General features: G+C 67.8%; 16 protein-coding genes and 4 pseudogenes. 4 read left to right on the top strand and 16 right to left on the bottom strand.

Features of this window, described 5'->3' with window-relative positions; genetic code table 11:
• Window positions 1-103 precede the first annotated feature (103 nt).
• The 13 genes from QMK24_RS34690 to QMK24_RS34635 all read right to left on the bottom strand — a co-directional run bounded on the left by QMK24_RS34690 (window position 104) and on the right by QMK24_RS34635 (window position 13,133).
• A complete protein-coding gene (locus tag QMK24_RS34690) occupies window positions 104-820 on the bottom strand; it encodes a DUF6390 family protein (protein WP_283470841.1) in 717 nt (238 codons plus the stop codon).
• Window positions 821-1,888 (bottom strand): hydrogenase expression/formation protein HypE, encoded by a 1,068-nt coding sequence (hypE, locus tag QMK24_RS34685; RefSeq protein WP_283470840.1) that lies wholly within the window; start codon window positions 1,886-1,888, stop codon window positions 821-823. It lies immediately after the preceding gene.
• A gap of 8 nt (window positions 1,889-1,896) precedes the next feature.
• Window positions 1,897-3,000 (bottom strand): hydrogenase formation protein HypD, encoded by a 1,104-nt coding sequence (hypD, locus tag QMK24_RS34680; RefSeq protein WP_283470839.1) that lies wholly within the window; start codon window positions 2,998-3,000, stop codon window positions 1,897-1,899.
• Window positions 2,997-3,293: a HypC/HybG/HupF family hydrogenase formation chaperone gene (locus QMK24_RS34675; RefSeq protein ID WP_283470838.1), complete on the bottom strand. Its 297-nt coding sequence runs from the start codon at window positions 3,291-3,293 to the stop codon at window positions 2,997-2,999. The genes hypD and QMK24_RS34675 overlap by 4 nt, the downstream gene beginning before the upstream one ends.
• A 105-nt stretch (window positions 3,294-3,398) precedes the next feature.
• Window positions 3,399-5,984, bottom strand: coding sequence for a carbamoyltransferase HypF (hypF, locus tag QMK24_RS34670; RefSeq protein WP_283470837.1), 2,586 nt, complete (start codon window positions 5,982-5,984; stop codon window positions 3,399-3,401).
• A gap of 2 nt (window positions 5,985-5,986) precedes the next feature.
• Window positions 5,987-6,475, bottom strand: coding sequence for a hydrogenase maturation protease (locus QMK24_RS34665; RefSeq protein ID WP_283470836.1), 489 nt, complete (start codon window positions 6,473-6,475; stop codon window positions 5,987-5,989).
• On the bottom strand, window positions 6,472-6,591 hold the full coding sequence (locus QMK24_RS42080) for a DUF6893 family small protein (protein WP_502962693.1): 120 nt from the start codon (window positions 6,589-6,591) through the stop codon (window positions 6,472-6,474). The genes QMK24_RS34665 and QMK24_RS42080 overlap by 4 nt, the downstream gene beginning before the upstream one ends.
• Complete coding sequence (locus tag QMK24_RS34660) at window positions 6,588-7,991, bottom strand: hypothetical protein (RefSeq protein ID WP_283470835.1); 1,404 nt, start codon at window positions 7,989-7,991, stop codon at window positions 6,588-6,590. Before QMK24_RS34660 ends, QMK24_RS42080 begins: the two co-directional genes overlap by 4 nt.
• Entirely contained in the window at window positions 7,988-8,635 is a 648-nt protein-coding gene (locus tag QMK24_RS34655) for a DUF6084 family protein (RefSeq protein WP_283470834.1), read from the bottom strand. Before QMK24_RS34655 ends, QMK24_RS34660 begins: the two co-directional genes overlap by 4 nt.
• A complete protein-coding gene (locus tag QMK24_RS34650; protein ID WP_283470833.1) occupies window positions 8,632-9,285 on the bottom strand; it encodes a DUF5947 family protein in 654 nt (217 codons plus the stop codon). The genes QMK24_RS34655 and QMK24_RS34650 overlap by 4 nt, the downstream gene beginning before the upstream one ends.
• A complete protein-coding gene (locus QMK24_RS34645) occupies window positions 9,282-10,244 on the bottom strand; it encodes a NifU family protein (protein WP_283470832.1) in 963 nt (320 codons plus the stop codon). Before QMK24_RS34645 ends, QMK24_RS34650 begins: the two co-directional genes overlap by 4 nt.
• A 1-nt stretch (window position 10,245) precedes the next feature.
• Complete coding sequence (locus QMK24_RS34640) at window positions 10,246-12,039, bottom strand: nickel-dependent hydrogenase large subunit (protein ID WP_283470831.1); 1,794 nt, start codon at window positions 12,037-12,039, stop codon at window positions 10,246-10,248.
• Window positions 12,040-12,077: 38 nt separating this feature from the next.
• A complete protein-coding gene (locus QMK24_RS34635; protein ID WP_283470830.1) occupies window positions 12,078-13,133 on the bottom strand; it encodes an NADH-quinone oxidoreductase subunit B family protein in 1,056 nt (351 codons plus the stop codon).
• Between the two features lie 346 nt (window positions 13,134-13,479).
• On the opposite strand from QMK24_RS34635, the gene hypA reads away from it, so the two are divergent.
• The 3 genes and pseudogenes from hypA to QMK24_RS34620 form a co-directional block, all read left to right on the top strand.
• Window positions 13,480-13,815: a hydrogenase maturation nickel metallochaperone HypA gene (gene hypA / locus QMK24_RS34630; protein WP_283470829.1), complete on the top strand. Its 336-nt coding sequence runs from the start codon at window positions 13,480-13,482 to the stop codon at window positions 13,813-13,815.
• Window positions 13,816-13,818: 3 nt separating this feature from the next.
• Window positions 13,819-14,655, top strand: a complete 837-nt coding sequence (gene hypB, locus QMK24_RS34625) for a hydrogenase nickel incorporation protein HypB (protein WP_283470828.1) — start codon at window positions 13,819-13,821, stop codon at window positions 14,653-14,655.
• An 84-nt stretch (window positions 14,656-14,739) separates the two neighbouring features.
• Window positions 14,740-15,378: pseudogene (locus QMK24_RS34620) on the top strand (molybdopterin-dependent oxidoreductase); the annotation flags it as partial.
• Here the strand turns inward: QMK24_RS34620 and QMK24_RS34615 are convergent.
• Both QMK24_RS34615 and QMK24_RS34610 read right to left on the bottom strand, forming a co-directional pair.
• Window positions 15,311-16,585: pseudogene (locus QMK24_RS34615) on the bottom strand (ISL3 family transposase). The pseudogenes QMK24_RS34620 and QMK24_RS34615 sit on opposite strands and share 68 nt — an antisense overlap.
• Before the next feature lie 113 nt (window positions 16,586-16,698).
• Window positions 16,699-16,923: pseudogene (locus QMK24_RS34610) on the bottom strand (integrase core domain-containing protein); the annotation flags it as partial.
• Between the two features lie 321 nt (window positions 16,924-17,244).
• On the opposite strand from QMK24_RS34610, the gene QMK24_RS34605 reads away from it, so the two are divergent.
• On the top strand, window positions 17,245-17,628 hold the full coding sequence (locus QMK24_RS34605) for a preprotein translocase subunit TatB (protein ID WP_283470827.1): 384 nt from the start codon (window positions 17,245-17,247) through the stop codon (window positions 17,626-17,628).
• A 416-nt stretch (window positions 17,629-18,044) separates the two neighbouring features.
• Here the strand turns inward: QMK24_RS34605 and QMK24_RS34600 are convergent.
• Window positions 18,045-18,242, bottom strand: a pseudogene (locus QMK24_RS34600) (ISKra4 family transposase); the annotation flags it as partial.
• Window positions 18,243-18,368: the final 126 nt, after the last annotated feature.

Genomic DNA, 18,368 nt, shown 5'->3' with positions numbered 1-18,368 from the left:
GCGGACCCGCTCAGAAGCGAACATGGTGTCCACGGGCGCCGACAATACGCTGCCGACGGGCGATGATGTCGCCGACTTCCGTCGACAGCTGGTGGGACCGCCGTCACTGGGCTGCGCCATTGCGCCCGTTCCGTTGTCGGGCTTCCAGCGACTCGATGCGTGCGCACTGCTCCTCGGTGAGCACGTCGCAGACCCAGTCCCAGTGCAGCGCCACTCGATCGCCGGGGGACAGGCCCTCGATCAAGGTCATACCGTCGACCGACCAGCGCACCGCGTCCTGCTGCTCAGGCCCGCTCACCATCGCGTTCCCGTCCCACCGCAGCGGCCTGGATGCCACGGTCGCCGATTCACCGTCGACCTGGAGGACCCGGCCGATGCGGATACGGCACTGGTCGAGCACGGTGAGGGCGGTGGGGTTGCCGCTGGTGCGCAGTATCTGCGCCCACGGATAGACGTCGAACACCTGGAAGCTGTGGTGGGCGACAGCACGGTCGGACGCCTGGCGCCAGGTACCGCCGGGCTGCCCCCGGAACCGCTGCAGCATATGGTCCACCAGCGCCGTGGGGTCGACGTGATCCAGCAGGTCGTTGCCGATCCAGTATGCCTCGACCACCCGCGCGTCGAGCGGGTCCGCGATTCCGCTCGCCGCCGCGATGAACTCGAGGTAGCACCAGGCACCGTCGAACTGCCGTGCCCGCCGCTCGATATCGGCGGTCGCGCCGGTATCGAGCAGGGCGGACGCGTCATCGGGACCGCAGTAGCCGAGTTCGTTGGGCGGGTAGGCATATCGCGCGAAGAGAAGTGCGCCCTGTGCGCTCATTCAGCAGATCCTCGGCAGTTGTTCGCCGATCGGCAGGCTGACCACTCGGGCGCCGCCCAGAGCGGTCCTGGCGACCACCATCCCTGGGTGATCCACCACGCAGGCGCCGATCCTGCGCGCCGACCGCCCGAGCGGGTGGGCCCGCAGGGCCATCAGCACCTGATCCGCGGACTCGGCAGGCACGAACGCCAGCAGCTTGCCCTCGTTGGCCACCTGGAGCGGATCGAGCCCGAGCAGACTGCATGCGTCCCGCACCGACTGCGGGATCGGCAACTCCCGTTCCACCAAGTCGATTCCGACCTTCGACGCACGGGCGATCTCGTTGAGCGACGCCGCGACGCCACCGCGGGTCGGATCGCGAAGCACGTGCAGGTCCGCGCCGGTGGCGATCATGTCGGCGACGAGACCGTGCAGGGCGGCGGTGTCGCTCTCGACCGTGGTGCCGAACTCCAGGCCCTCGCGGCAGCTCATCACCGCCACGCCGTGCACTCCGATGTCACCGCTGATGAGAACGGCGTCGCCGGGTCGCGCGCGACGCGGGTGGATGTCGACGCCGTCTGCGATCACACCGATCCCGGAGGTGTTGATGTAGACGCCGTCACCGCTGGCGTTGTCGACGACCTTGGTGTCCCCAGTGACCAGCCGCACGCCTGCGGCTTGCGCGGCCACGCCCATGGCCTTGGCGATGCGGCCGAGTTCGCTCAGTTCGGTGCCCTCCTGAAGGATGAAGGCGGTCGACAGGAACATCGGCTGGGCACCGGACATCGCCAGATCGTTGACCGTCCCGTTCACGGCCAGGTCGCCGATCGACCCACCGGGGAAGAACATGGGCTTTACCACGAACGAGTCGGTCGAGAAGGCCAGCCGGATGCCCGCGCCGACCTGGAGGACGGCGGAGTCGCCCAGGTCGGACCCGGCCGCCGCGCCGAACGAGGGCAGGAACAGATGCTCGATCAGCTCAGCCGACATCGCCCCGCCGCCCCCGTGGCCCATCACGACGGACGGGGTCTCCCGCAAGGGCGCGGGGCAGACCCAGCTCTCGAAATCGAGATCGCCAACGTGTTGCATCGCGTCAGTCACTTTGCATCGACCAGTTCCAGTCGGCGGTAGGTGTAGTAGGCGGCGCACGCGCCTTCGGACGACACCATCGTCGCGCCCAGCGGCTTGCGGGGGGTGCACTCTTTGCCGAACGCCGAGCACTCATGCGGCTTGATCAGGCCTTGAAGCACCTCGCCCGACCTACACAGCGAGGACTCGGCGGTGCGGATGCCCGCCACGTCGAACCGCTGTTCGGCGTCGAACGCCCGGTACTTTTGCGACAGTTGCCAGCCACTGTCCGGGATCATCCCGATACCGCGCCAGGTGCGGTCGGTCACTTCGAAGACTTCCTGGAGCATCTCCATCGCGGGGACGTTGCCCTCGGCCCGTACCGCGCGGGGGTAGGCGTTCTCCAGTTCGTGGCGGCCCGCTTCCAGCTGAAGGACCGTACGTCGGATGCCTTCGAGGATGTCCAGCGGCTCGAAACCGGTGACCACGATGGGAACTTGGTACTTCTCCGCCAGCGGCGGGTACTCCACGGTGCCCATCACACTGCACACATGCCCCGCCGCCAGGAACGCCTGTACCCGGCAGGTGGAGGACTCCATGATGGCGGCCATCGCCGGCGGCACCAGGACATGGGACACCAGCATGGAGAAGTTCCGCACGCCGAGGCGCCTGGCCTGGAAGACGGTCATCGCGTTGGCCGGGGCTGTGGTCTCGAACCCGATCCCGAAGAAGACGACCTCCCGGTCCGGGTTCTGCCGTGCCAACTTCAGTGCGTCCAGCGGTGAGTACACCACCCGGACGTCACCCCCGGCGCTCTTGACGGAGAACAGGTCCTGGCTGCTCCCGGGCACCCGCAGCATGTCACCGAAGGAGCAGAAGATGACCTCGGGGCGGGCGGCGATCGCGAGCGCCCGGTCGATGATCTCCAGCGGCGTGACACAGACGGGACAACCGGGGCCGTGAATCATCTCGACGCAGTCGGGCAGCAGTTGGTCGATGCCGTGCCGGATGATCGAATGGGTCTGGCCGCCGCAGACCTCCATCATGGCCCACGGCTGGGTGGTGGCGGCATGGATCTGGTCGATCAGCTTCTTCGCCAGATCAGGGTCGCTGAACTCGTCAAGGTACTTCATTCCGACACCCCTTCGTGGGACTCCCGCTGGTTGGCGGCGAGTGCGAACCCATCACCGAACTCCTGCTCAAGGATGCCGAGCTTCGCGAAATTGGCCAGCGTCTCCTGGGCCGACCGTTCATCGAGGCGCTGGATGGCGAACCCGACGTGTACGACGACGTATTCACCGATCCCGACGTCAGGGATGTACTGGAGGCACACCTCCTTGCGTACGCCGCCGAAGTCGACTTCGGCCATCAACGTGCCGTCTACTTCCGCGGTACTGAGGACACGCCCTGGCACTGCCAGACACATGGTCCCGACCTTTCTTCCGTGGGATTCTTTCGTGAGTTTCTCTGACGTTCTCCTGAGCCCGTCGCGTCGTTGGGGCTCGCTGCTCCCTGTCTCCGCCGCCCCAGGTCAGCCCGAGGCGGCGATGAGGAGTTGACCGAGGGCGAGGCCGCCGTCGTTGGGCGGAAGCAGTCGTGGGCGCAGAACGGTGAAGCCCCGTTCGGTGAGCGTGCGCTGTGCTGCCTCGAGCAGCAGGGCGTTCTGGAACACCCCACCGCCGAGCGCCACCAGGTCGAGCCCGGTCTGCTCCCGGCATATCACCGCGAGGTCGGCGATCAGGGCGGCGACGGACGCGTGGAAGCGTGCGGCGATCCGCTCGCGGGAGACGCCCGCCCGGGCATCGGCGACCGCCGCGCGGATCACCGGTCCGGGATCGGCGATGACAGGGTCTCCGGTCGACGCGGGCATGAGGGCGAACGCATAGCGTTCCCCCGGATCGTCCGGATCGTCGGTGCCCGCTCCGGCCGTCCGTGCCAGGCCTTCCAGCTCGATGGCTGCTTCGGCCTCGTAGTCCACCTCGTGCCGGACACCGGCCAGCGACGCGACCGCGTCGAAGAGCCGGCCCATGCTCGACGTGGGCACACAGCCGAAACCGGTGTCGAACTGATGGAGCAGGACATCTCGTTCCCTGGGCGGGCAGGCACGGACCGGCGGCAGGTCGTCGTCCCAGGGGACTCCGGCCGCGTGCAGGTGCGCGAGCGCCATCCGGTACGGCCGCAGCACACTGGCGTCGCCACCTGCCAGCGGCACGTACGCCAGCTGCGCGGCTCGGCGAAAGGACTTGTAGTCGGCGATCAGGACCTCGCCGCCCCACGCCGCCCCGTCGGTCCCGCATCCGGTGCCGTCGAACGCGACTCCGATCACGTTCTCGCCGATTCCGAGGCCGTGTTCTCCCATCACCGACGCGATGTGGGCGTGGTGGTGCTGCACGGCCCGCACGGCCCGGCCGTTCGCGTGATCGCGCGCCCAGTCGCCGGACCGATAGCCCGGATGCCGATCGGCCACCAGCTGTCCGGGGGTGACCCCGGTCAACACCTCAAGATGGCCCTCGGTCCGGGTCAGCGCCTCCACCGTGGACAGGTCGTCCATGTCACCGATGTGCTGGCTGATCCAGGCGTACCGGCCTTCCGCCAGCGCGCAGGTGTTCTTCAGGTCCGCGCCGACCGCGAGCATCGGCGGTACGTCGAACGGCAGCGCCAGGGGCAGCGGCGCATAGCCCCTGGACCGGCGGATCGGAAGCTCCGCACCTGCGACGAACCGGCTGACCGAGTCGTCGCACGGCACCTGGATGGTCCGGTCGTGCCGCAGCCAGGCATCGACCAGGGGGGCCAGTTCGATCAGGGCCTGCTCGTCGTCGGTGACGATCGGCTCACCGGACAGATTGCCCGAGGTCATCACCAGTACGTCAGGTCCCGGCCGTTCGTCGCCGCCCGCGACGCCCAGGAGCAGGACGTGCAGCGGTGTGTAGGGAAGCATCACCCCGAGATCCGGATTTCCCGGGGCCACCGCGTCAGCCACCGTGGCGGCTACCCCGGCGACGGAGCCCGGCCGCGCCGCGCGGCGGGGGAGCAGCACGATCGGCTTCCTGCTGCCGGTGAGCAGCTCCTCCTCGTCGCCGGTCACCCGTACCAGCGCGCCGGCGGCGTCGAGGTCGGCGGCCATCACCGCGAACGGCTTGTTGCCCCGCTGCTTGCGGCGGCGCAGCTCGGCCACGGCTTCCTCGTTGCGGGCGTCGCACGCCAGGTGGTAGCCACCGAGTCCCTTGACCGCGACGATCCGGCCCTCGGCGAGCAGCGCGCGTGCTGCCCGCAAGGCGTCCTCGCCGCTCAGCGGAGCCTGGCCGTCCTTGCGGATCAGTTCGAGCTGCGGTCCGCACGCGTGGCAGGCGATCGGCTGGGCGTGGAAGCGGCGGTCGCGTGGGTCCTCGTACTCCGTCCGGCAGGCGTCGCACATGGCGAACCCGGCCATCGTGGTGGCGGCCCGGTCGTAGGGCGTGCCGGTGACGATCGTGAACCGGGGGCCGCAGTTGGTACAGGTGATGAAGGGGTGGCGGTACCGCCGGTTCGCCGGGTCGTGCAGCTCTGCCAGGCAGTCCTGGCAGACGGCGACGTCGGGCGAGACCAGGGTGCGGGCCCGACCCCCCTCGCTGGAGTCCTCGATGGTGAACCCGGTTCCGCCGCACGTGGGTTGATCGGACTCGTGCACGTCCTCCACGACCGCGAGCGGGGGCGCGTCCGCGCGCAGTCGGCGGCCGAACTCCTCCACCGCCTCGGCGTCGCCCTCGACGTTGACGACCACGCCCGCGCTGGTGTTCGCCACCGAGCCGGTGAGGGCGAGTTCGGAGGCGGTGACATAGACGAAGGGCCGGAACCCCACCCCCTGCACGACACCGTGCACCTCGAAGCGTCTTCGGAGGGTGCGCGCGCGACCACGACCCATCAGCTCCAGTCCCGCGAGCGCCTCCCGTGCCTTGGCCTCGTCGATGACCTCTACCGCGAAACCCATGTGCAGGAGCACCCAGTCACCGCCACTGGGGGGATCGTCGAGCATGCCGATGTTCACGAGGCGCTGCGCCCCCTCCACATCGACAAGTGCGAGCTGACCTGCGTACCCCTCCACGATCTCCACGACGCGACCAGGAATGCCGAGGCACATGATCAGGACCTCCTGGTCCGGGCGGGCTCGACCGCCACCAGCTGTCGGAGCAGGGCGCGCACCGCGCCGATCGCCTCAGGAACAGCAGCGGAGACCGCCTCGCTGAGGCCGATGCCCTCCTCGACCCCGGCCGGGACACAGCCCACGACATAGGTGGCGGGAAGCGTTCCGCCCATGCTGCCGAGACTGGCCAGCACTGCCACCGGGTTCATCCCGTGCGCGTCGAACTCGCCGCTTCCCAGGTCCTCCGCGCCGACTTCGAGCACGGTCACCGCACCGGGCGGGCCATCGCCGGGGCAGGCGTCGACCAGCACCAGCGCGTCGTACCCGTCGAGCAGGTCATAGGCGAGGTGCATACCGCGGATGCCGTAGTCGACCACTCGGGCCTGTGGCGGCAGCCCGCCGGCCTCAACCAGCCGCCGCACCACCTCCGGACCGAAACCGTCGTCGCCGAGGAAGAGGTTGCCGATACCCGCCACGAGAACGGTCACATCGAGCGCATCTTCAGGTACCGGCGGATGTCCGGGATCGACCGCACTCCGACAGCGACGGCGAACAGCGTCGCTGCGGCGGCCACAGCTGTGGTGATCATGCCCAGAGCCTTCACGATCGGCTCTCCTCTCGGTTGTTCGGGGTCATTCCGGCGGGTAGCGGTTCCAGCTCGTCGGGTGCGAAGTAGAAGTAGCGGCCGTACCAGTCGTGCAGGTCCGCCGCCGGATCGTCGACGAGGACCAGGGCGACGTGCACTCCGCCGTCGACATCGGAGAGCACTGCGGTCACCCGGGCCACCTGGTCGGCGAAGAACAGGTCCTGCGCGTCGGCCCGGCGGGACGGGTGCACGCGCACCAGGCTGCCCTTGGCCACGCTGACACCGTCGATCACCACGTGGTCCGTGCCGGGGCTCACCGAGGCGTCGGCTGCCGGGTCCCACCAGGGCACGTCGCCGGTGTCGAAGCCGACCGGATCGGCGTCACGGAGGTCGGCCCGCACGTCGCCGCCGCCGAGCGGTGCCTGCGCGTGCGGCTCGCGCAGCAGGCCGTGCAGTTGCTGCAGGTCCGCGGCGGTCATGGCGTCGCAGCGGTCGATGATCTCCCGCGCCCGCGGGTCGGTCGCCCGCGCCTCCGCCTTCTCCTCCTCGGTCATCGTCATGACCCGCAGGGTCAGGATCTCGTCGATCTCGGTGGAGTCGAACAGGGCGCCGGGGCTCTGCTCGGCCACCTCCGGGTAGTCGTACAGGATGATCGGCGCGCCGAGCAGGGTGTCGGTCGACCCCTTCGGGCCGGCCAGCACCGGCCAGCAGCGTCGCTGCCGGCATCGACGGGCCGCGTCGGTCGCCTCCTCGGGGGGTTCGAGCAGGGAGACGAACCGAGCGCCCTGGGCTTGGATCAGCAGGTGCGCGCCGATCAGCGAGGCACGGATCGCGGCGTCCTTGTCGTCGGCCCTCTCCTCGTGCTCGTTCTGAACGGACACCGAAAGCCGGAGGTAGCCGTTGTCGGCGGTGGTGCGGGTGCCGATCCGGAACACCAGTGGCTCGCGGCGCCGCACGATGCGGCCCAGCGAAAGGCCGCGGGCATCGGTCAGCGGCTCGACCTCCGCACCGCCGGCCACCCGGTGTACCGCTTCGGCGGCCCCGGTCAAAGCCTGTGCGGGCAGCACGACCTCCCGTTCGACGGCCTCGTCCCAGCTCAGCACCGCTGCGCCGTCCACGATGAGCTTCTCGACCCGTTCGTGCTGACCGTCCTTGGTCCGCAGCTGCACCTCGCGGACTTGCAGCTGGAGAAAGCGGAGCCGGATCTCGACCGAACCGGGCGACTCGACCGGGGCCAGCAGGCACTGCATCTCCATGCCCGGCTCCTCGGCGAAGCTCGCCGCGACCGCGTGCGGAGGCCCGAGGACGCCGAACTGCCAGCGCGACTGGTTCTTGTGCGAACTCGCACGGTACGGGTAGAGCAGGTACCCCTCGTAGAGCACCGCGTCAGCGATCGTACGGAGCTGGTCGAGACTCATGGGACCACCACCTCGCCGATTTCCGCCAGCAGCGTCTGCACCGTCTCGTCCCAGCTGATCAGCCCGCGCAAGGAACGGAAGTCGGCGAGTCGTGCGAGGACATCGTGGTCCAGCCTGATCCAGCCGGAGTTCGGGAAGTGGGAAGTGATCATCTGCCGCCACACCGCCACCGGCATCCGGTGTCGGGCCTCGCAGTCCCAGGGCACCTGTTGGACGCCGAAGCCAATCGTGCCCCTGGTGAACACGGTGCCCGAGAAGAGCAGGTTGAGCGGCACCGCGCCCTCGCCGAGGGCATGTAGGTACCGGGAGCCGATCACGTCGAAGTCATAGGTGCACGGCAGGGCGAGATCGACCTCGGTGCTGCCGGTGAAGCCCTGCACCGTCGCGTTGCACTGCATCCACAGGAATGGCTTCAGAGTGTCGGTCCAGCGGTCCCGCTCCCCGAACAGGCCGCGCAGCCCGTCCCGCTCGGCGCCGTCGTAGTGCCGGCGCTGTGGCTCGATACGGACCTGGCAGCGCAGGGCGATCGCGTGGATCCGTCCGCCGGTGGTCTCGTCGATCCGCAACCGTGCGGTCAGCTGGGGTATGGCTGCGTACGGCTCGGCGAACACGTCGAGCACGGAGAACTCCAGTCCGGCGCTCACATTGCCTCGTCCCGGGTGGCGGGCCGACTGCGGTCCGCCACCTGCCCGAAGAAGGCGTCCATCGCGTCGTGGGCCTCGCGGCCGCCGTCGAAGCCGCGCCACAGCGTCCGCAGCCGGCCAACCAACTCGTAGCACGCGTCGATGGGCACCAGGTGGCACGATCCGCCTGCGCCGTCCGAGCGGCGCACCAGCAGGGCCTCGACATCGGCCCGCAGCACGCCCAGCTCGGGGTTGGCGCTGACGATGGTGTCCCAGGCGTCTAACGGGAGCTCGGACTCGGTGGCGCCGGCCGGCCCGGGATAGAACGCGATGGTGCGGCCCTGCACGGAGTTGCGGAACAGGAACGCCAGACCGACGGGGATCTGCAGCTCGTCCCATGTTCGATCGTCCAGGGTGAGGCCGGCGAAGTGGAGGTACCGCTCGGGGACCGCACGGTAGTGCAGGTTCGCCCCCTGGTCGGTGAACAGCAGATAGCAGGCCCGACAGCTGCACATCAGTGCGCGGCTGTCCAGGTTCACCACATGCGCGTGGCTCTCCCCGATCGGCTCCGCGCACATCTCGCAGCGTTCCCCGGCGACCGGCTTGGGGCGGTTGCGGGTGACCCGCAGCAGCGAGGCCACGGGGGATGCAGCACGGCCGCCGGCGATCATGTCGCCACCGGAGTGGGCACGGCGACCATCACGGTCCCTCCGTCCGCGAGCAGCGGCAACGGGTCCAGGTGCAGGCCGTCCGCGTCGAGGCAGGCACCGGCCCGCCGTACGTCGTAGTGCGCATGGCAGGCGGGGCACCGCAGCACCGCCTCCCCGGAGGCGCCGCCCATCCGCCGGGCCAGCACGGCCCCCTCCATCGGGCGGTCGCAGCGGGCACAGCGGTCCCGGAACGCGAACAGGTCGGATCCGATGCGGCAGGCGAGCACTGGCACGTCACCCACGACGAACCGGGTGACGCCACCGGACTCCAGTCCGGTCAGCGCGGGGACGGGCTCCCACGACGCACCGCCCTGGTCTGGAGGGACGACCGACTCGCGAAGCCTGGAGAACAGCGATTCCACCGGGACCAGCGGCCCGGTCGCCTCCTCGGCGGCGGTCTCGACCTCGATCGAGGTGATCTCCGGTGCCGCCGCCTCGACCGCGCCCCGCACCGCGAGGCTGAGCGTGGCTGAGGAGGACGGGCAGCCGTCGCAGCTCCCCAGTAGCCGCAACCCGACGACACCGTCCGCGCTGACGCCGAGCAGTTCCACATCGCCGCCGTGCGAGCCCAGATACGGCCGGACGCTCTCCAGCGCCTGCTCGACCCGGGTCTCCACACTGTAGGGATGCAGCCCGTGCACCAGCAGCAGGCTGGCCACCAGCTCGTCCGCAGCGATGGCGGCCAGCACCTCGTCGCCCAGATGGCACTGCTCGAACAGGAGGTCGAGCAGCCGTTCAAGCCCGGCGCCGTAGAAGTCGGTGACCAACCGGACCAGTTCCTCGCTCCGTTCGCGAGCGATGGCCCCACCCGACGCACTCGCGGCGATCAGGGTGTCGATGCGCTCACCGGTCGACCGCCAGTCGGACGGCGTGGCTTCGGAAGGCTCCAATCCGGCCTCGGACACGTCCTGATCCACCACGTCACTCACTACCCGCGGACTGGGTGGGGGAGTGCAGCAGTTCCAGCTTCTTGCCCTCACCGAGGTACATGTGCACCCCGCAGGGCAGGCAGGGGTCAAAGCTGCGCACCGTACGCATGATGTCGATGCCCTTGAAGTGCTCGCGGTCGTTCTCCTCGAAGATCGGCTGGCCCTGCACCGCGTCCTCGTAGGGTCCCGGCGTGCCGTAGCTATCGCGCGGGCTCGCGTTCCACGGGGTCGGCGGGTAGGGGTGGTAGTTGGCGATCTTGCCGTCCCGGATCACCAGGTGATGCGAGAGGACGCCGCGTACGGCCTCGGTGAAACCGCAGCCGATGCCCTCCTCCGGGACCTCGAACTTCTCCCAGGTCTTCGTCCGACCGGCCCGGATCTCCACGAGCGCCTTCTCGGCGAAGTGCAGCGCGCACGCTGCCGCGTAGGCCTGGAAATAGGTGCGCGCACGGTTGCGCTCAATGGTGTTGCTCCACTGCGGGATGCGCCATTCCAGCTCCACCGGACCCTTGAGCGCGGTCTTGGGGAGGTTGATCTTCACGCTGCTGCCGGTGGCCTGGACGTAGCCGATGTCGACCAGTCCGGCCAGCGCGGTGGTCCACAGCCGGGCCAGCGGCCCGCCGCCGGTATCGAGGGCGAGATAGTCCTTGCCGTCGAACCATCGCGGCGACATGACCCAGCTGTACTTGTCGTCCAGGTTCCGCTTCTGCGGCTGCGGGTTGGTGTGCTGGTTCCACGGATGCCGCCGGTCCACCGGATTGCCGAGCGGATCGTGCGTCACGAACATCTCCTGCTCCTCCCAGTCGTCGTAGTACGACGAACCGAGCAGGATGCGGATGCCAAGGTTGATCTTCACCAGGTCGGTGGTGACGAGTTTCCCGTCGATGACCACGCCGGGGGTCACGTACATCTTCCGACCCCAGTTGGTCATGTCCTTGTACTCGAAGTTGCAGTGCTCAGGGTCCTGGAAGGAGCCCCAACAGCCCAGCAGGATGCGCCGGTTCCCCACCTGCTCGTAGCCGGGCAGCGCCTCGTAGAAGAAGTCGAAGAGATCGTCGTGCATCGGCACAACCTTCTTCATGAACTCGACGTACCGCTGGAGGCGGGTGATGTAGTCGGTCATCAACTGGATGGTCGCCACCGTGCCCACCCCGCCCGGGTACAGCGTGGAGGGGTGCACGTGCCGGCCCTCCATCAGGCAGAACATCTCCCGGGTGGAGCGGCTCACCTGGAGTGCCTCGCGGTAGAACTCACCGGTGAAGGGATTCAGCGAGCGCATGATGTCGCCGATGGTCTTGTAGCCGTGGGCGGCCGCGTGCGGTGATTCGGTCCGGTTGGCCTGCTCGAGCACGCCGGGGTTGGTCTCGGCGACCATCTTTTCGCAGTAGTCGACCCCCACCAGGTTCTCCTGGAAGATGTTGTGGTCGAACATGTACTCTGCGGCCTCGCCGAGGTTGACGATCCATTCCCCCAGGTGCGGCGGCTTCACCCCGTAGGCCATGTTCTGCGCGTAGCAGGAACACGTGGCGTGGTTGTCACCGCAGATCCCGCAGATCCGGCTGGTGATGAAATGGGCGTCGCGCGGGTCCTTTCCCTTCATGAAGACCGAGTAGCCGCGGAAGATGGAACTCGTACTGTGGCACTCCACGACCGTCTTCTGCTTGAAGTCGATCTTCGTGTAGATGCCCAGGCTCCCGACGATACGGGTGATGGGGTCCCAGGCCATCTCCACCAGATCATCCCTGCCCGGCATCGGGCCGGCACCCTTGCGCTGCGTCGCCGTCATCGCCGCCGCCTCATCTTTCTGCTGTCCGTTGCGGTGAGTTACCAGGTACGAGTGGCGCCGGTCATGAGCTTCTTTCCGGGCTTACGCCATTTCGGCTCCTGGTCCAGGGTGTGCGTGGTGATGTGGCGCAGGCGCCGCATGGTCGATCCGTAGAGCCCGACGGCGTTCGTGGAGAGCTTCCCGCCGGGGGGCTCGTCCATGAAGGGCATGAACTTGTCCGGGAATCCCGGCATGGTGCAGCCGATGCAGATGCCACCGACGTTGGGGCAGCCGCCGATGCCGTTCATCCAGCCGCGCTTCGGCACGTTGCATTTGACGGTGGGACCCCAGCAGCCGAGCTTGACGATGCATTTCGGGGAGCCGTATTCGGTCGCGAAGTCGCCCTGCTCGTAGTAGCCGGCCCGGTCACAGCCCTCGTGCACGGTCTGGCCGAACAGCCAGGTCGGGCGCAGCGCGTCGTCGAGCGGAATCATGGGAGCCTGGCCGGTGGCCATGTACAGGAGATAGGTGAGCGTTTCCGAAAGGTTGTCCGGCTGGATGGGGCAGCCGGGGACGCACACGATCGGGATGCCGGCCTTGGACTTCCAGTCCCAGCCGAGATAGTCAGGGACTCCCATGGCTCCGGTCGGGTTGCCCGCCATGGCGTGGATGCCGCCGTAGGTCGCGCAGGTGCCGACCGCGACGATGGCGGTGGCCTTCGGCGCCAGCCGGTCCAGCCACTCGCTGGTGGTCATCGGCTGACCGGTGGCCGGATCGTTCCCGAAGCCGCACCAGTAGCCCTCGTCGTGAAGCTGCTCGTTGGGGATCGACCCCTCGACGACCAGGACGAACGGCTCCAGCTCGCCTCTGTCCGCCTTGAAGAACCACTCAAGGAAGTCGTCGGCTCCGCCGTTGGGACCGCACTCGAAATCGATGAGCGGCCAGTGCACGGCGATCTTTGGAAGACCCGGCAATGCACCGAGCGCGATCTCCTCGATGCTGGGCTGGGTGGCGGCGGTCAGGGCCACCGAATCGCCGTCGCAGCTGAGACCGGCATTGATCCACAGCACATGGATCAGAGTGTCTTCCGCTTTGAGTGATTCCTCTGTCGGCATAGCGCTGCCGCCTTTCGGGGCCGACGACCGAATCCATTGCGTCGCTGGAATCGATCCTTGGCTCACGCGTGTGGTGTGCCTCACATTACTTCCATCTAGGTCTCTCGGGAGAGCCATGTCAACTCGGGAGACGCCGAAAGATTCGACATGTTCCCGAGAGCTCGGGCAGTGAACGTACGGATGTTCCATGCAGGCTCGTGCTTGCGTATTGGTCGGCTCTCCCGCATGCGCATTGCGTCCGGACGGGTGATATGGACCTCCCGGCTGGGACAACTGCCCGCTCCGCGTGTTGTACGGACCGACCCCAGGTCCTACGGTCGGCTACTGACGCGGAACGAGGCAAGTGATGCACGAACTGTCGATCACGCAGAGCGTTGTTGACGCGGTCTGCAAACGCGCTGCCGGCCGGCCGGTGCATACGGTCAGGGTGCGGGTCGGCCTGCTTACCGCCGTAGTGGCCGACTCGATGCAGTTCTGCTTCGACCTGATCACCGAGGGGACTGTGGCCGAGGGTGCGCGGCTGGAAATCGAACAGCCGCCAGGGGCTGCGCACTGCCGCTCGTGCGACGCCGAATTCGCGCTGACCGATCTTGTTCTGCTGTGTCCGTGCGGCAGCGCCGATGTGGAGGTCACATCCGGACGCGAGCTACAGATCATTTCGATGAAGATGAAGGTGGGCTGATCCATGTGCGGTACCTGCGGTTGTGACGACGAGGGCGGCGGCGGAATGGGCGGCGGAACCAGGATCTCCGTGCCGCATGACCATGACGTGCCGACCCGTGGTCACGTGCAAGGCGATATGCCTCTCTTGAACGGCCATACGCATACGGACAGTCACACCCACCCGGAGGGTGTTCAGCGGGAGGCAACTGGCGACACGATCACGCTTGAGCAGAAGGTGCTGGCCAAGAACGAGGTGGTCGCCGAACGCAACCGAGTCTGGCTGGCCGACCAGGGAATCGTGGCCGTGAACCTGATGAGCTCGCCGGGGGCCGGCAAGACCACCCTCCTCGAACGCACCATCAGGGACTTCGCGGGGCGTCGCCCGGTTGCGGTCATCGAAGGGGACCAGGAAACGATGCTCGACGCCGATCGAATCAAGCGGGCCGGGTGCGCGGTGGTTCAGGTCAACACGGGGGCGGGTTGTCATCTCGACGCCCAGATGATGCACGGCGCGCTCGCGGCCCTTTCTCCGGAAGCCGGGTCGCTGATCCTCGTCGAGAACGTGGGCAACCTGGTGTGCCCCGCTCTGTTCGACTTGGGTGAACGCAGCAAAGTCGTGATCATCTCCGTCACCGAGGGCACCGACAAACCGCTGAAGTACCCGTACATGTTCGCCGCCGCTGACCTGGTCATCATCAATAAGATCGACCTGTTGCCCTACGTCGACTTCGAGGCCGACCGCTGTGAGAAGTACGCGCGCTCGGTCAACCCCAACGTTCGGGTGCTGACCGTGTCCGCGACCACGGGCGAGGGGGTGAACCACTGGTACGACTGGGTGGCGGAGCAGTTCGAGGCATAGGGACTCTCATGGAATGGGGTTTTCAAACGTCTCCAGCAGATGATCGCGCAGCCGAGGGTGAGGAAGGTCGGGGGTTTCCCCGTGGGATCGCTGGTCCTGTCCGCGGTGACGGCCGGTCAGAGCATCGGCGGCCCACTGCGCCGCACCGCCCTGCTGGCCCCGCACGGCCAAGACCCGGACCAGGGCCCCAACGGATTCCAGATCAACAAGACCGCGGCAGCCCTGGGCATCCGCGCCGCCGACATCGGCCCCCACTGCGACTCGTGGTCCGCGGCCCCGGCCACGAGGTCACCTTGACCCGCGCAGGTCCTACAGCTGCCCCAGACCCCAGCGGCACTGCCTATCGCCTGCGTGGAAGGGTGGTCCACCACAGATCAGCGGTGGAGCGGCGTTCGCCTGCGGGACCTGGCCGCCCTGGTCGGACTGCACGAGAACCTGCCGCACGTGTTCGTCGAATCCGCCGAGCGCGGCGGCTCTTTCAGCTCCACCGTCCTGCGCGCCAACCAGGTCCAAGACCCGCAATCACTGCTCGCCCTGCGCGTCAACGGCGCCGACCTGTCCCCCGACCACGGGTACCCCGCCGGGATCATCGTCCCGGCCAGCCCCGGCGTCCACAACACAAAATGGGGCTCTTCGGTCGCTTCCGTGGGTGGGTTCATGCGGCTTGACGGCCTGGTAGGTGGGGTCGGTGGCCGCCGAGGTTCAGCATGGCGAGGGCGATGAGGGCGTCGGCGTGTTTGAAGCCGAAGGCGATCCGGGTGATCAGGCGGATCTTGGTGTTCATGCTCTCGACGAGTCCGTTGCTCAGGTGGTGCTCGGAGGCTGCGACGATGGCGTCCCGGTGTCGGACGATGGAGCGTTGCAGCGCGACGAACGGGGCCAGGCGGGAGCGGCGGGCCCACAGTACCCAGTCCCACATGGCCTGTTGAGTGTCCGCGCCTTGCTTGAGTGCCATCCGCAGGCCCTCCTTGAGCAGGTAGGCGCGGTGCAGGACGGGATGGGCCTTGGCGATGAAGGCGAGCTGGGCCTGCTGGCCTTCGGTGAGGTCTTCGGGGTTCTTCCACAGTGCCCAGCGGGACCTCTTGAGGGACTTGGAGCCCGCGGTGTACGGCCCTTGCCGCCGCGCTCGGTGTTCCAGACCTCGCGGCGGACCTGGTCCAGGGCCTCGGTCGCCCACTGCACGACGTGGAAAGGGTCCATCACCCGCACCGCACCCGGGCAGCGCTCGGCGACCACCCCAGAAATCCACTCGGCGGCGTCCGCTGTGACGTGCGTGATCTGCGCCGAGCGCTCCTCGCCGAGCAGGTCGAAGAACGTGCGCAGGGTGGCCTTGTCGCGCCCGGCTTCGGCCCAGACCAGGCGGCCGGAGTCGTGGTCGACCACGATGGTGAGGTATTTGTGGTGCTTCTTGTAGCTGATCTCGTCGATGCCGATCCGGCGCAACCCGGCCAGCAGGTCCACCCGCCCGTTCACGTCGTCCCACACCCGGGTGCAGATGTTGCCCACCGTGCGCCAGCCGATCCGCATCAGCTGCGTGACGGTGGTCTTCGAGCAACAGGTCGCCAGCCACGCCACCGTGTCGTCGAACGGCAGGGTGTGTCCGGCGCCGTGCCGCGCCCAGGGCACCCGCCGCCACGGTCACCCCGTGCTCGGGACACGAGATGCGGGGCGAGTCGGCCTCGATCACCGCCCGTATCGTTCCCAGGTCAAGCGCCCGCCAGCGCCACCGGCCCTCGCCGTTGTCGTACTTGGCGCACCGCCGGTCGCAGACCCCGCACCGCAGCCGTCGGCCCCGGGCCGGCCGGGCGTGCACCACGATCAGCACGTCCTGCGGGCCGCCCTCGTCCGAGCCGCTCTCCTCGGCCTCGACCCGCTCGATCACGGTCTTTTCGACACCGAGCAGCCGGGTCCATAACCTTGCAGCTTGCACGCCGTATCCAGGTTCTTTCGTTTCGTACCTTCGCAAGTCGAAACGTAGCCCGGGTACGGCGTGTTCTGCATATCAGCCGAGGTCAGCGACCCACGGAAGCGACAGAGGAGCCGGAAAACGGAGGCCCAGCGTCGGCGCGGTATCAGCGAAGACAGTGCGGAGAGCCAGAACCTGTCGGCTGGCTCGTACCGGATCGGGCCTGCGAGTTGGCGGCGCAGGACGGTGTTCTCGTGCCGCAGTACCAGTAGTTCGGCGTCCTTGGCCGTGTCCCGGCGCAGCAGGATCGCGGGCATGGACAGCAGCGAGCGGGTGGCGCGGTACAGCAGCGAGAGGATCACCGCGACAGCATCCCAGATGGTAGCAACTTTGCCGGTGAGGAGAGTTCATGTGCGGCGATGACTTTCCGAGCCCCTCAGGGAATCCCAGACCGGAATTCACGTACGTACGTTCGTGAATTCCCCTTGGGGGAGAATCCAGTTCGAATCATTTGCCACTCGCCCAACAATCTGCATTCCGCATGAGGAGATGAAGTGATGAGAAGGGAATTGGGGCAGTGTGCTGGGAGGATTGTCCCCGGGCCCGGCCGTTGTTGCGGCTGGCGCCCGTGTCCACTGGTGTCCTTTGCCGGCGGGACCGGCAAAGACGAAGGGAGTACGACTGTGTCGAAGTTTGCTTGTGTGGCCACCGCCGTTGGAGCCGTCGCGCTGATCGGCGGGATCTTCGCCCCGTCCGCGTCCGCGACCTCGTCCCACCCGTACAGCTGCTCCAACCAGAGCGTCGGGGTGAACTGTTCCGGCCTGATCACCGTCAACGACACCCTCAACGGCACGACGGTGAACGTGGGCGGTATCAGCGCCCTCAACGGTACCCAGATCAGCGGCCTGCAGACCGCGCTGGCCAACGTCTCGGACAACAACGTCAACCTTCCCGTCACGGTCCAGCTCTCCGCGCTGGAGACCAGCACGATCAACACCCTGGCCGGCTACGGCATCACTGTGCTGCCGGTCAACGTTGGCGTCTGCGCCGGCAGCGTCTGCGTCTGACCCTTGCCCCGCTGTGCCCAGCCCTCTGGGGAGGGCCGGGCACAGCGGGGCCCGGCCCGCCCCAGAACACCATCGGTGTGGCCGAACCACAGTTGAACCGCGCCGAAGAATTAATTGGCCGGTGCGGTTTTCCGTCAGGCGCACTCTGGCACCAGTTCCCCCCATTATCTTCTTCGTGGCCCCCGTAATGGTGCTCCCTGGAACGCAAGCGCCCTGCGGAGGGCCAACCACTCCTCATTTCGGCGTTGTCAACTTGCTGGAGCCCGTGATGGCGTGATCCGGATCGGGACGTCTGGCCGCGGCGGGGTCGCCGGTCAGGCTGCCGCGGGCAGGCTGGCGCCGGTGGTGGCCTGCCTCCAGGTGGTGAAACGGTCGGTCATCTCGGCTGGGTGCATATCCGGTGAGGGTGCCTCCGATCAGACTGCGAGCATGAGTCCTGCTCGGTAGCGGGCCTGGTGGTTTCGGGCGTGTTCCTGCTGTTCGTGCCAGGTCCAGTAGGCGTCGAAGTCGCCGTTGGTGCGCAGGGCGCGGAGTTTGAGGACGGCTTCGGCGCCGTCGACACCCCAGCGGGCCCCGGTGATGTCGAGGCGGTCTTTGACCAGGTGGCGACATGCCAAGGCCGGGTAGTTAGGGCCTGCTGGTAATCAACACGCTGGTTTGATCTCGGTGTGGCGGGTGACGCCTTTTCGGTCGGTGTAGCTGTGGAGGTCTTCGAGGGTTCGTAGGCGTGTTCGGGCTGG

Origin of the sequence: Streptomyces sp. PH10-H1, from assembly GCF_030063355.1 — a bacterium.
In the GTDB taxonomy this organism is placed as follows: Bacteria; Actinomycetota; Actinomycetes; order Streptomycetales; family Streptomycetaceae; genus Actinacidiphila.
The sequence above is the reverse complement of the archived record's forward strand: the minus strand, read 5'-3'. Positions and strand labels throughout refer to the sequence as shown.

Excerpts from the sequence above, each read along its gene's own strand:
- QMK24_RS34690 (WP_283470841.1), bottom strand. The coding sequence starts at position 820 with ATGAGCGCACAGGGCGCACTTCTCTTCGCGCGATATGCCTACCCGCCC.
- hypE (WP_283470840.1), bottom strand. The coding sequence starts at position 1,888 with ATGCAACACGTTGGCGATCTCGATTTCGAGAGCTGGGTCTGCCCCGCG.
- hypD (WP_283470839.1), bottom strand. The coding sequence starts at position 3,000 with ATGAAGTACCTTGACGAGTTCAGCGACCCTGATCTGGCGAAGAAGCTG.
- QMK24_RS34675 (WP_283470838.1), bottom strand. The coding sequence starts at position 3,293 with ATGTGTCTGGCAGTGCCAGGGCGTGTCCTCAGTACCGCGGAAGTAGAC.
- hypF (WP_283470837.1), bottom strand. The coding sequence starts at position 5,984 with ATGTGCCTCGGCATTCCTGGTCGCGTCGTGGAGATCGTGGAGGGGTAC.
- QMK24_RS34660 (WP_283470835.1), bottom strand. The coding sequence starts at position 7,991 with ATGAGTCTCGACCAGCTCCGTACGATCGCTGACGCGGTGCTCTACGAG.
- QMK24_RS34650 (WP_283470833.1), bottom strand. The coding sequence starts at position 9,285 with ATGATCGCCGGCGGCCGTGCTGCATCCCCCGTGGCCTCGCTGCTGCGG.
- QMK24_RS34640 (WP_283470831.1), bottom strand. The coding sequence starts at position 12,039 with ATGACGGCGACGCAGCGCAAGGGTGCCGGCCCGATGCCGGGCAGGGAT.
- QMK24_RS34635 (WP_283470830.1), bottom strand. The coding sequence starts at position 13,133 with ATGCCGACAGAGGAATCACTCAAAGCGGAAGACACTCTGATCCATGTG.
- hypA (WP_283470829.1), top strand. The coding sequence starts at position 13,480 with ATGCACGAACTGTCGATCACGCAGAGCGTTGTTGACGCGGTCTGCAAA.
- hypB (WP_283470828.1), top strand. The coding sequence starts at position 13,819 with ATGTGCGGTACCTGCGGTTGTGACGACGAGGGCGGCGGCGGAATGGGC.